The following is an 11748-nucleotide window of genomic DNA, read 5'->3' on the forward strand; positions in this document are numbered from 1 at the left end:
GACACATGGACGGGGCCTCGGGGACGGACCAGGCTCTCTCCACAAGGCCGCGCGGCGCCCAGCCGCGGACCTGCCGGCCGACAAGTCCGGCGGTCTGCGGAACCAGCGCCCCAAGCGCGGCACACCCCACACACCCCTTGCCGCCACGAAAGGAGGGCCGACGCATGGGACACGATCCGTCCGCCCGCCACGGAACCGCGAAACCCGCGGGCTCCGCTCCCGAGCACCGGCTCAACCGCAGCTTCTCCTTGCGCTCGGCCTTCTCGCTGGCGTTCGCCGACGTATCGCCGATCGTGGCGCTGTACGCGATCTTCGCCCTCGGGCTGTTCGCGGCCGGGCCCGCGTTCTGGTGGGCCTTCCCCGTCGTCCTCGTCGGGCAGCTCCTGGTCGCTCTGGTGTTCGGCGAGCTGTCGTCGAAGTGGCCGTTCGCGGGCAGCGTGTACCAATGGGCCCGGCACGTCCAGGGCACCACCTGGGGATGGGCCGCGATGTGGGCCTACATCTGGGGCCTGACCATCGCGCTCGCCACCTTGTCGTACGGGGCGTCGGGCTTCCTGCTCCAGGCCTGCGGCGTCACCGATCCGAGCCGGAACACCACGATCGGTGTCGCCCTGCTCATCCTGGTGGCGGGCAGCATCACCAACATGGTGGGCCGGTCGGTCCTCAAGGTCATGGTGGTCGCCAGCATCATCTGCGAGATCGTCGCGTCGGTCGGGCTCAGCCTGGTCCTGCTGATCTTCCACCGGGAGAACTCGCTGAGCGTGCTGTTCGACGGTTTCGGCACCGCCGGCGCCGGGACCTGGCTGACCGGGCCGGCGCTGGCCGCCATGGCCTACGTGGGCTGGTCCTTCGTCGGCTTCGAGGCCGCCGGATCGATCGCCGAGGAAGTCGACAAGCCGGAGCGCAACGTCCCGCGCGCCATCATCTGGTCGCTGGTGTGCGTGGCCGCGATCGTGATGTTCTCCAGCGCCTCGCTCATCCTGGCGATCCCGGACCTCGACACGATGATGGCGGACCAGCCCGGGGACCCGGTGACGCTGACGCTGACCTCCCAACTCGGCAACGCCGTCGGCAAACCGCTGCTGGTGATGTTCGTGATCGGCTTCCTGTCCAGCTTCCTGGCCGTCCAGGCGGCCGTGTCCCGGTGCATCTGGGGATCGGCGCGCGACCACGCGCTCCCCGCCCCCACGTTCCTCGGCAAGCTCGCCGGGCGCGAGCGCCTGCCGGTCAACGCCATCGCCGTCACCGGCGTCGTCGCCGCGCTCCTGCTGCTCATGTCGGGGTCGGACTTCTACGGCATCCTCGTGAACTTCACCAGCATGGGCTTCCAGATCGCCTTCGGTATCCCGGTGCTCGGCGTCGCCTTGGCCCGGCTGCGCGGACGCTGGCAGCCCGGTGTGTTCAGCCTCGGCCGCTGGGGCGCGCCGGTCACCTACGCCGCCGCGGTGTGGTGCGTCTTGCAGACGGTGAACATCGCCTGGCCGCGGTCGAGCGCGGGCGACACGTGGTACATGCGCTGGAGCATGGTGCTGACCTCGGCGATGCTCGCCGTGGTGGGCATCCTCATCCACACCTTCGTGCGCGGCCGCATCAAGGGCCCCCTGGCGGGCCGGCTGGCCGACATCCCCGAGGGGCCGACCACCGACAGTCCGGCGGCCGGCACCGCCGAACCCGGCCCGGCCGGCACCGCCCGTCCGACATCCGGGAGCACGACCCGCAACGACCTGGAGAACGTGTGAGCACCACCCCCGATCCGGCACCCCGCGTCGTCCTCGTCACCGGGACCACCGGCGGCATCGGCGCCGCCGTCGCCGAAAGCCTGCACGCGCGCGGCTGGACCGTTGCGGGCCTCGACGCCCGCACCGCCGGAGCCCCGGACTGCCTGGCCCTGGCCCTGTCCGCCGACGTCTCCGACCGCGCGGCGGTCGCCGCGGCAGCCTCCCGCGTCGAAGCCGAACTCGGCCCGATCGAAGGCCTGGTCACCGCCGCCGGGCACTACGAATCCCTGCCGGTCGGCGACGTGACCCACGAGCAGTTCCACCGCATGCTCCGCGTGCACCTCGGCGGCCTCTTCAACACGGCCCGCGCGGTCCTGCCCGGCATGCTCGAACGCCGCCGCGGTGCGATTGTCGCGGTCACCTCCGAACTGGCGGTCGGCGGCGGCGACGCGGACTCGCACTACTCCGCCGCGAAGGGGGCGATCATCGGCCTGGTCCGCAGCCTCGCCGCGGAAAGCGCGGCGCACAACGTCCGCGTCAACGCCGTCGCCCCCGGGCCCACGGACACCCCGCTCCTCGCCGCCGACTCGCCGTGGCGCGAGCCCGCCTACCTGGCCACGCTGCCCACCCGGCGGCTGACCCGGCCGGACGAGGTCGCGGCCGTCGCCCGGTTCCTCCTCGACGACGCGTCGTTCTGCACCGGCGAAGTCGTCTCCCCGAACAGTGGAGCAGTCATCTGATGAGCGAGCGCACCGACACCGCACCGGTCACCGCTCCCGCGCGGTCCGACGAAGCACCGCTGGCTCTGGTCACCGGCGCCACCCAGGGCATCGGCGCGGCCATCGCCGCCCGGCTCGCCGCCGACGGGATGCGCGTCGCGGTCGGCGGCAGGCCCGAAGGCACCCGGGTGGCCGAGGCCGCGGCCGCAATCGGCGCGATTCCCGCCCCGGCGGACGTCGCCGACCGGCAGCAGATCCGCGCCATGGTCGACGAACTGACCGACGCGCACGGCGACATCGACGTCCTGGTAGGCAACGCGGCCTACATGACCATGGCGCCACTCGCCGAGCACGACCCGGACGACTGGTGGCGCGTCGTCGACACCAACCTGACCGGCACCTTCGACCTGGTCCAAGCCGTCCTGCCCGGCATGCGCCGCCGCGGCCGGGGCCGGATCGTGCTGATCACCTCCGAGTGGGGCGTGACCGGCTGGCCCAACGCAACCGCATACGCCGCCTCGAAGGCGGGCCTGATCGCGCTGACCAAGAGCCTGGGCCGGGAACTCGCGCCCGAAGGCATCCTCGTCAACGCCGTCGCCCCCGGCGTCGTCGACACCCCTCAGCTTCACGTCGATGCCCGCGACGCGGGAGTGCCGCTCGCCGAGATGCACGCGCGCTACGCGGAAGAGATCCCCTTCGGACGCATCGGCCGACCCGAGGAGATCGCCGCGGCCGTGTCCCTCCTCACCGACTTCGGTGTGGGCGCGCTCGCCGGCCAGACCATCCAGATCAACGGAGGCAGCACACGATGCCGGGCATGAACCACGACACCACCGAGCCCGGCACCGACTGGCGCCGCCCCGTCGGCCAGGTCGACGGACAGACCAGCCCGCGCTTCGCCGGCCTGACGACGTTCGCGCGACTGCCGCGGCGCGAGGACGTCCCCGATTACGACGTGGCCGTGGTCGGCGTCCCGTTCGACACGGGCGTCACGTTCCGCCCCGGAGCGCGGTTCGGTCCGTCCGCGATCCGCGAAGCGTCCCGGCTGCTGCGGCCCTACCACCCGCAACTGGACGTGCACCCGTTCGACGCGCAGCAGGTCGTCGACGCCGGCGACATCCCGTGCAACCCGTTCTCCATCGGCATGGCGGTCAAGGAGATCGAGGACGCCGCCCACGAACTGATCCGCGACGGCGCCCGGATCGTGACGCTCGGCGGCGACCACACCATCGCCTATCCCCTGCTCAAGGCGGTCAATCGGGTGCACGGGCCGGTCGCGCTCCTGCACTTCGACGCCCATCTGGACACCTGGGACACCTACTTCGACACTCCCCTCACCCACGGGACGCCGTTCCGGCGTGCGGCCGAGGAAGGCCTGTTCGTCCCCGGCGCCAGCGCCCACGTGGGCATTCGCGGATCGCTGTACGGCGCGGGCGACCTCGCCGACGACCGTGCGCTCGGCTTCACGATCGTGCACTGCCGCGAATTCGAATCCCGCACCTCCGCGGACGTCGCCGCGCAGTTGCGCGAGCACATCGGCGACCACCCGCTCTACATCTCCGTCGACATCGACGTCCTCGACCCGGCCCACGCCCCGGGCACCGGGACACCCGAGGCGGGCGGCATGACGAGTCGCGAACTACTCGGCATCGTGCGTGAGTTGGCGGGCGTGAACCTGGTCGGCGCGGACGTCGTCGAAGTGGCCCCGGCGTACGACCATGCGCAGGTCACCGCGGTCGCGGCGGCGAATCTCGCCTACGACTTCGTCGCCCTGTGCGCCCGGAGCGCGTCGTGACCGGCGGCGGCATGGTCCCGGCGGGCCCGGTCGCCTGGCCCGACGGTGCGCACGCGGCCGCGTCCTTCTCGTTCGACGTGGATGCCGAGTCCGCGGTGCTGTCCGCGAGCCCCGCGGCGGCGGACCGGATGTCGGTGATGAGCCACCAGGCGTACGGCCCGCTCGTCGGGGTACCCCGGCTGCTGGACCTGCTCGACCGGCAAGGTGTGCGCGCCACGTTCTTCGTGCCCGGTTACACGGCGCACCGGCACCCCGGCACGGTGCGCGACATCGCCGCGGCCGGACACGAGATCGCCCACCACGGCTACCTCCACGAAACCCTGGTCGGCGTCTCGGAAGAGGAGGAAGCGGCGATCCTCGACCGGGGACTCGATGCCCTCGAAGAGGTGGCCGGGGTGCGGCCGATCGGCTACCGCGCCCCGATGTGGGAGCTGAACTGGCACTCGCCGCGGCTGCTGCTCGACCGCGGCTTCCGCTACGACAGCAGCCTCATGGACGCCGATGCGCCCTACGAACTCGCGGTCGACGGTGACGGGCCCGAAGGCTCGGGATCTCTCGTGGAGATCCCGATCCATTGGGGCCTCGACGACTGGGAGCAGTACTGCTACATCCCCGACCTGTCCGGCAGCGGCTTGATCGAGAGCCCGCGCAAGGCACTGGAGATGTGGACGGACGAGTTCGAAGCGCTGCGGGCCGCCGGCGGCTGCTTCGTCCTCACGAACCATCCCTTCCTCTCCGGCAGACCGGCCCGGGCCGCGGCGCTGGAGGAACTCGTCCGCAGCGCCGTCGAAGCGACGGATGTCTGGGTCGCCTCCCTGGGCGAGATCGCGGAGCACGTCCGCGGCCTCGGTCTCGCTCCCCGCTCGATCACCCGCCCGGAACTGCCCGAGGCCGACGCCTGACCGTCGTCACCGCGTGAGGGCGCGGAAACCCTGGACGAGTGCCGTCACGCTCTCTTCGGCGATGTCGATGTCGTCGGGGATGGGCCACGTGACGCGCACGTCGGTGACGCCCGCCTCGACCAGGTCCGGCACCCGCTCCAGCGTGGCCTTGACGTCCGGTTCGCCGTTGTCGTTGCGTGCTGCCCGCAAGGTGCCGACGACCTGGATGTCCCACGCGGTCCGGCCCTCGGCGGCGACGGCTTCGCGCATCGCCGCGATGCCCGCCCGCGGGTCGGCGGCGGCGGGGCCCCACGGAATCCAGCCGCTGCCGAACCGGGCAAGGCGCCGCGCGACGTTGCGGTTGACCGTGCCGCTGACCCAGATCGGCACTCCCCCCGGCTGCACGGGCTTGGGCATCTGGTGGATGTTCTCGAACCGCAGTCCGTCACCGTCGTAGGACGCCCGCTGCTCGCGCCACAACGTCTGCAGCACCTCCAGGGTCTGGTCGAGCAGGCGCCCGCGGCCCTCGAACGACAGACCGGCCGCCTCGTACTCCTCGCGCTGCCAGCCGACACCGACGCCGAGGTCGAGGCGCCCGCCGGACAACACATCCAGCGTCGACGCCGTCTTGGCCAGCACCGCGGGGCGGCGCAGCGCCGCCTGCAGGATGTTCGTGCCCAAGCGGACGCGCGACGTCACCGCGCCGACCGCGGTGAGAACGGTCAGCGGCTCGAGCCACAACCCGTCCGGGCCGGTGGGCTGCTTGCCGCCTTGGACGCCGCCGATCTCCGGTCGGCCGTAAGCCTCGAGGTTCTCGCCGAAGGCGACGTGGTCGGACACGACGAGCCGGTCCACGCCCGCGCGGTCGAACAAGCGCGCGTGGTCGAACAGCCGCTCCCAACCGCCCGGATCCGCCGCGGCGAACGTGGTCAGGCCCATGGACAACTGCGGACGGGGAAGCGCTTGCGACATGCGAGGACACCTCGAGTTCGGCGTGGCCGGTTCGCGCGGCTGGAGCAGCACGACGTGTGACCCTGGGTGACAAGATCATCAGAAGGCAAGCACAGACCCCGTGCGGACTCAAGGCCGCCGTGGCCGCCGGCGAAGCCCGCGACTGGTGCGCCGCCACCGCTGACCGAACCCCCGGGTGGCCGCTTGACGCGCCTCGACGTATGAATTGTTCAATTTTGTCCAATAGTGGTGAACCGTGAACCGTCGATCGGGAGGTCTCAGGTGGCTGACGCCATCGGCCAGATGCTGGCCTCGGCGGTAGGCATCGCGATCAGCCCTCTCCCCCTGATCGCCGTCGTACTGATGCTCGCCACACCGCGCGGCCGCACGAACGGCATCGCGTTCACCCTGAGCTGGGTGGCCTCGTTGGCCCTCCTGGTGACCGTGGTGATCCTCGCCGGCTCCGGCGCCGACGCCTCGGACGGCGGCCCCGCCACCTGGACGCTGTGGCTCAAGCTCGCGCTCGGCCTGCTGTTCCTGCTGCTCGGCGTGAAGCAGTGGCGCGACCGGCCGGACGAGGACAGCGAACCCGCGCCACCCGGATGGATGAACGCCATCGACCGTTTCACTCCCCGCAAGGCCGCCGGACTCGCCGCGGCCCTGGCCGTCGCCAACCCCAAGAACCTCGTCCTCGCCGTCGGCGGCGCCGTGTCGATCGCGAGCAGCGGCGCCTCGGCCGGGAGCATGGCCGTCGCTGCCATCCTCATGGTGCTCATCGCCTCGCTGTGCACACTCGCTCCCCTCGCCGTCTACCTCCTCGGCGGCGACCGATCCACTCACGTGCTCGCGGGTTGGAAGACGTGGATGGCAAGGCACAACGCCGCCATCATGACCACCTTGCTCATCATCCTCGGCGCCAAGTACGTCGGCGACGCCATCGGCGGCCTCACGCACTGAAGGCGAACACCCGGCGGGGAAACAATCGTTCAACCGCGCCGTCAGTACCAAGTCAACTCAAGGGAGAACTACGGCGGCGCCACCCTCACCGTCGACCACAACGCCTGGGACGCCCCTGTCGCCGTCACCGGCTGACGACCCATCACCCCCGGCGCGATACCGGCGCAGCGCGACAGGCTGAGCCGCCGGACGCCGGAATTCCGGCACATATACTTTGTTCAAGGTTCGGCATCGGGTGCCGACGTGCCGGGGAGGCCAGCATCGCCAAGCAAGTCGACCGCTTCGCTGTCGGGGCCGGCTCCCTTGTCGTGGGGCCCGAGGGCCTGTCGCGTCCCACCAGCGCGCAGCAGGTGACCGAGTACATCCGGCACATGATCTTCGACAAGACGCTGAAGACCGGGGACCGCCTCCCCCAGGACGACATCGCGGCGGATCTGCGGGTCAGCCGGGTGCCGGTCCGCGAGGCGGTCATCGCGCTCGACCGCGAGGGCTGGGTGACCCTGGAGCCGCACCGCGGCGCGTTCGTGAACGGGCTCGACGAGAACTCCACGCGGGACCACTACGAGATGCTGGGCCTGCTCTACGGCTTCGCGGCGCGCCGCGCGGCGGAGCGCGGAACCGACGAATCGTTCGAGGCGCTGCGCTCGATCCACCGCACCTTGCAGGCCGCCGAGAACCCGGCCGAGTTCTTCCAGCGGAACAACGCCTACCTCCGCCAACTCGTGGCGATGGCACAGTCCCGGCGAATCTCCGCGATGGTGCGCGTGTTCACGACGAACCTGGTGCCGGGCAACTTCTTCGAGGAGGTGCCCGGAGTGATGCGCGTCCAGAAGCGGAGCCTGCGGGTGGTCACGAAGGCCGTCGTCGCCCGGGACGGGGCAGCCGCGGAGGCCGAGCTCGCCGGGATGCTGCGCACCCAGGCGGACAACGTCGTCAGCCTGCTGCGCTCGCGCGACCTTCTGACCTGATCTCCCGGCCGCGGCAAACACGCCGTGGGCGGGCATCCCGAAGGACGCCCGCCCACGGAATCCGTCAGGTCACGGGGTCAGCGGCAGCCCGAAGACCCGGATCGCGTTCCCCCGGGCGATCTTGCGGACGACGTCCGCGTCCAGGTGCCCGAACTGGTCCTCGGCGGCCTTGACCGAGTGCGGCCACGTGCCGTCCTGATGCGGGTAGTCGGTCTCGAACATGACGTTGTCGACCCCCACACGGTGCAGCAGCTCGGTGCCCACGGAGTCCTTGAAGAAGCACGAGTACATCTGCCGGTAGTAGTACGTCGACGGCGGCTCCGGGCACGCCGCCTGCCCGTTGCTCCAGCCCCGGTGCGTCTCCCACACGTCGTCGATCCGTTCGAGCAGGTACGGGATCCACCCGATCTGCGCCTCGGCGTACAACAGCTTCAGATCGGGGAACCGGTGCGGCACCCCGGAGAACAGCATGTCGGCCATGCTCGCCACCGAATTGCCGAAGATGATCGTCGCGGCCACCGCGTCGGGCGCGTCCGGCGACGCCTGCGGCGTCTTCGTCCCCGAACCGATGTGCATGCACACAACCGTGCCCGTCTCCGCACACGCCGCGAAGAACGGGTCCCAGTACCCGGAATGGATGCTCGGCAGACCCAGGTATGTGGGCAGTTCCGAGAACGCCACCGCCCCCACCCCGCGGGCCGCGTTGCGCCGGACCTCCGCGGCCGCGAGTTCCGCGTCCCACAACGGCACGAGGCAGAGCGGGATCAGCCGCCCGCCGCTGCCGCCGCACCACTCCTCGACCATCCAGTCGTTGTAGGCCTTCACCCCGAGGAGCGCGAGTTCGCGGTCCTTCCCCCTAAGGAAGATCTGGCCGCAGAACCGCGGGTAGTTCGGGTAGCACAACTGCGCCTCGACGCCGTTGAGTTCCATGTCCGCCACACGCGCCGCGGGCTGCCAGCAGCCGGGACGCATCTGGTCGTACGTGACCCCCGCCATGGTGATCTCGTCCGCCGGGTAGCCCGCGGCGGCGATCAGGCGCTTCACCGAGTACTTGTGGTCCTCGTAGAACCACCAGGCCACATCGGGCCCTTCGGTGCCCGGCTCCTCGATGTAGCCGCCACCGTCCAGCTTGGGTGTCCCGGCCGGCAGATGCACCACCCTGGGCCCGATCTCGCGGTACTTCGCGGGCAGCCGGGACGACCACACGTCCGGCGGCTCGACCACGTGGGCGTCGACGTCCACGATCGGCGGTATTCGGTTCACGACCCCTCCTCCACGGCGGTGCGCGACCGCCCGATGGTCATCGCGGACGGTCGCCCGCGATGGTGACGCGGTGCAGGACGCGCTCCGCCCCGCCGGTGTCGCCGACCACCGCGTGCTCACCCGCCGCGTGCGGACGACCGGGTGCGTCTGGGTGACCGCGTCGCGGTCATGCCCGGCAGCCCCGGCCACCCATGTCGGCGCTTATACGCGTTCGAACACGACGGCGAGGCCCTGGCCTCCGCCGATGCACATCGTCTCCAGGGCGTAGCGCTGCTGACGCCTGTCCAGTTCGCGGGCGACGGTCGTGAGGATCCGGCACCCGGTGGCCCCGACCGGGTGCCCCAAGGAGATCCCCGATCCGTTCACGTTGGTGCGCTCCCAATCGGCCTGCCCGAATTTCCACTCGCGCGTGCAGGCGAGGACCTGGGCGGCGAACGCCTCGTTGATCTCGACGAGGTCCATGTCGGCGAGCATGAGCCCCGCCCGGTCGAGGGCCCGTGCGGTCGCGGGCACCGGACCGATACCCATCGTGCGCGGCGGCACGCCGGCCAAGGCCCAGGAAACGACCCGGACGAGCGGGCGCACGCCCAGTCGTTCCGCGTTCTCCGCCGTGGTCACCAGGCACACCGAGGCGCCGTCGTTCTGCCCGCTGGCATTGCCCGCGGTGACGGTCGCCCCGGGGTCTTCGCGGCGCATCACCGGGCGCAGCTTCGCGAGCTTGTCCGCGGAGGTGTCGGCACGCGGGTGCTCGTCCGCGGAGACGACCACGTCGCCGCCGCGCCCGGAGACGGTGAGCGGGACGATTTCCTCGGCGAAGCGGCCGTCCCGCTGGGCGGCGACGGCGCGTTCGTGCGAGCGCAGCGCGAGTGCGTCCTGTTCGTCGCGGCCGATGCCGTACTCCCGGCGCAGGTTCTCCGCGGTCTCCAGCATCCCGCCCGGCACCGGGTAGTGCTCGCCGCCCGCGGTCACCCGGCCGCGGGCGAGGCGGTCGTGCAGCATGGTGCCGCCGCCGGGGGCGCCCCAGCGGACGCCGGTGGTGTAGAACTCGGCCTGGCTCATGGACTCCGCACCGCCGGCGATCACGGCCTCGCTGCCGCCGTCGCGTACCTGGGCCACCGCGTTGAGCACGGCCTGGAGTCCCGAGCCGCAGCGGCGGTCGATCTGATATCCGCCGACCTCGACCGGGAGCCCGGCGTCCAGAGCCGCGACCCGGCCGAGTGCGGGTGCCTCACCGTTCGGGTAGCACTGGCCGAGGATGACGTCGTCCACGTCCTCGGGTGCGATCCCCGTCCTGGCCACGAGGGCCCGGATCACGGTGGCCGCCAACCGGGTCACCGGCACGTCCTTGAAGACACCGCCGTACCCGCCCACGGCAGTACGCAGCGGTTCACAGATCACAACGTCACGCATGAAAGCCTCTCGGTTCACAGGAGTTCGAGGATCGTGGCGTCGGCCATGCCCCCGCCCTCGCAAGTGGTTCAGGCAGGCTCGAACGACAGGCCCCCGCCGCGGGTGCCGAACACGTCCACGGCCATACGCGCGCCGATTTCCGCGGCGTCCCAACGCCGGCCGCCGGCCGCGATCGTCTTCTTCTCCCGCCAGCCCTGCATCCAGATGATGCGGTCCTCGATGGACCGGATCACCTGACCGGTGACGTACTGCGCCTCGTCACTCGCCAGCCACGCGACCAGCGGCGAACTGTTGGCCGGATCCATCGGATCCCAGCCGTCCTCGGGGACCGCGCCGGCCTCGATGACCTCACCCGCACCCGGCATCGTCGCCGTGATACGGGTCAGACCGGACGGTCCGACGGCGTTGACCGTGACACCGCAGCGCTGCAGTTCCAACGCCAGCGTCAGGGTGAGACCCACGATCGCCGCCTTGGCGGACGCGTAGCCGCTCTGCCCGAAGTTGCCACCCAGCCCCGCGCCGGACGTGGTGTTGACGATGCTGGCCCGGTTTGCGACACCACTCTTCGCGCGGTCCCGCCAGTACGCGGCCGCGTGGTGGCACGGCGACCAGGTGCCGGCCACGTGCACCCGCAGCACGGCGTCGAAGTCGGACCGCGGCATGTTCCAGATCGCCGCATCGCGCACGATCCCCGCGTTGTTGACCAGGATGTCCAGGCCGCCGAAGGCGTCCACGGCGGTGGCGACCAGGTCGCCCGCATCGTCATGGTCCGCGACGTCCCCGTAGTGCGGAACCGCGGTACCGCCGTTCTTCCGAATGAGCGCCACCGTGGCATCGGCGGCGTTCCCACGGCCTTCCCCGCGCACCGACCCGCCCAGGTCGTTGACCACGACCTTCGCGCCCTGCTTCGCCAGCTCCAGTGCGTGGGCTTGGCCGATCCCGTGACCCGCGCCCGTGACGATCGCAACTTTGCCTTCCAGCAACCCCATGTCTCCTCCTACCAGCAGTGGATCAGGTTCCGAAAGCCCCCCGTCGGGGCGGAGAGTCCGGACGACCGCGCGCCCGCGGCCGGGGCGGCGTCGACCG

Annotated in this window: 11 protein-coding genes and 1 pseudogene; 8 read left to right on the top strand and 4 right to left on the bottom strand. The window is 71.2% G+C overall.

What is annotated here, in order from left to right; translation table 11 throughout:
• Nucleotides 1-164: 164 nt before the first annotated feature.
• Genes ACPA54_RS25755 through ACPA54_RS25775 form a run of 5 tightly spaced genes read left to right on the top strand, consistent with a single transcriptional unit; the run spans nt 165 to nt 5134 of the window.
• The gene (locus ACPA54_RS25755; protein ID WP_423533567.1) at nt 165-1739 is read left to right on the top strand and encodes an APC family permease; all 1575 of its coding nucleotides are present in this window, start codon (nt 165-167) and stop codon (nt 1737-1739) included.
• A complete protein-coding gene (locus ACPA54_RS25760; RefSeq protein WP_423533569.1) occupies nt 1736-2458 on the top strand; it encodes an SDR family NAD(P)-dependent oxidoreductase in 723 nt (240 codons plus the stop codon). The genes ACPA54_RS25755 and ACPA54_RS25760 overlap by 4 nt, the downstream gene beginning before the upstream one ends.
• Nucleotides 2458-3258 (top strand): SDR family NAD(P)-dependent oxidoreductase, encoded by an 801-nt coding sequence (locus tag ACPA54_RS25765; protein ID WP_423533571.1) that lies wholly within the window; start codon nt 2458-2460, stop codon nt 3256-3258. Before ACPA54_RS25760 ends, ACPA54_RS25765 begins: the two co-directional genes overlap by 1 nt.
• Complete coding sequence (gene speB / locus ACPA54_RS25770) at nt 3255-4232, top strand: agmatinase (RefSeq protein WP_423533573.1); 978 nt, start codon at nt 3255-3257, stop codon at nt 4230-4232. Before ACPA54_RS25765 ends, speB begins: the two co-directional genes overlap by 4 nt.
• Nucleotides 4229-5134, top strand: coding sequence for a polysaccharide deacetylase family protein (locus ACPA54_RS25775; protein WP_423533575.1), 906 nt, complete (start codon nt 4229-4231; stop codon nt 5132-5134). The genes speB and ACPA54_RS25775 overlap by 4 nt, the downstream gene beginning before the upstream one ends.
• Before the next feature lie 6 nt (nt 5135-5140).
• On the opposite strand, the gene ACPA54_RS25780 is transcribed toward ACPA54_RS25775, so the two are convergent.
• Nucleotides 5141-6085 carry a TIGR03619 family F420-dependent LLM class oxidoreductase gene (locus ACPA54_RS25780; RefSeq protein ID WP_423533577.1) on the bottom strand — a complete coding sequence of 315 codons (945 nt, stop codon included), beginning with the start codon at nt 6083-6085 and terminating at the stop codon, nt 5141-5143.
• 261 nt (nt 6086-6346) lie between these two features.
• Between ACPA54_RS25780 and ACPA54_RS25785 the strand changes: the two genes are divergently transcribed.
• The 3 genes and pseudogenes from ACPA54_RS25785 (at nt 6347) to ACPA54_RS25795 (ending at nt 7989) form a co-directional block, all read left to right on the top strand.
• Nucleotides 6347-7021 (top strand): GAP family protein, encoded by a 675-nt coding sequence (locus ACPA54_RS25785; RefSeq protein WP_423533579.1) that lies wholly within the window; start codon nt 6347-6349, stop codon nt 7019-7021.
• Between the two features lie 42 nt (nt 7022-7063).
• Nucleotides 7064-7156 (top strand): annotated as a pseudogene (locus ACPA54_RS25790) (glycoside hydrolase domain-containing protein); the annotation flags it as partial.
• Nucleotides 7157-7371: 215 nt separating this feature from the next.
• A complete protein-coding gene (locus tag ACPA54_RS25795) occupies nt 7372-7989 on the top strand; it encodes a GntR family transcriptional regulator (protein WP_423533581.1) in 618 nt (205 codons plus the stop codon).
• A 69-nt stretch (nt 7990-8058) separates the two neighbouring features.
• Here the strand turns inward: ACPA54_RS25795 and ACPA54_RS25800 are convergent, their stop codons facing one another.
• The 3 genes from ACPA54_RS25800 to ACPA54_RS25810 all read right to left on the bottom strand — a co-directional run bounded on the left by ACPA54_RS25800 (nt 8059) and on the right by ACPA54_RS25810 (nt 11651).
• Nucleotides 8059-9252: an amidohydrolase family protein gene (locus ACPA54_RS25800; RefSeq protein ID WP_423533583.1), complete on the bottom strand. Its 1194-nt coding sequence runs from the start codon at nt 9250-9252 to the stop codon at nt 8059-8061.
• Between the two features lie 201 nt (nt 9253-9453).
• Nucleotides 9454-10662 carry an acetyl-CoA C-acetyltransferase gene (locus tag ACPA54_RS25805; RefSeq protein WP_423533585.1) on the bottom strand — a complete coding sequence of 403 codons (1209 nt, stop codon included), beginning with the start codon at nt 10660-10662 and terminating at the stop codon, nt 9454-9456.
• A gap of 68 nt (nt 10663-10730) precedes the next feature.
• A complete protein-coding gene (locus tag ACPA54_RS25810; protein WP_423533587.1) occupies nt 10731-11651 on the bottom strand; it encodes an SDR family NAD(P)-dependent oxidoreductase in 921 nt (306 codons plus the stop codon).
• Nucleotides 11652-11748: the final 97 nt, after the last annotated feature.

This window comes from Uniformispora flossi, assembly GCF_049534875.1.
Taxonomy (GTDB): Bacteria; Actinomycetota; Actinomycetes; order Streptomycetales; family Streptomycetaceae; genus Yinghuangia; species Yinghuangia aomiensis.

What these genes read in the sequence shown, in the direction of transcription:
- ACPA54_RS25755 (WP_423533567.1), top strand. Translation starts at nt 165, where the DNA reads ATGGGACACGATCCGTCCGCCCGCCACGGAACCGCGAAACCCGCGGGC.
- ACPA54_RS25765 (WP_423533571.1), top strand. Translation starts at nt 2,458, where the DNA reads ATGAGCGAGCGCACCGACACCGCACCGGTCACCGCTCCCGCGCGGTCC.
- speB (WP_423533573.1), top strand. Translation starts at nt 3,255, where the DNA reads ATGAACCACGACACCACCGAGCCCGGCACCGACTGGCGCCGCCCCGTC.
- ACPA54_RS25780 (WP_423533577.1), bottom strand. Translation starts at nt 6,085, where the DNA reads ATGTCGCAAGCGCTTCCCCGTCCGCAGTTGTCCATGGGCCTGACCACG.
- ACPA54_RS25805 (WP_423533585.1), bottom strand. Translation starts at nt 10,662, where the DNA reads ATGCGTGACGTTGTGATCTGTGAACCGCTGCGTACTGCCGTGGGCGGG.
- ACPA54_RS25810 (WP_423533587.1), bottom strand. Translation starts at nt 11,651, where the DNA reads ATGGGGTTGCTGGAAGGCAAAGTTGCGATCGTCACGGGCGCGGGTCAC.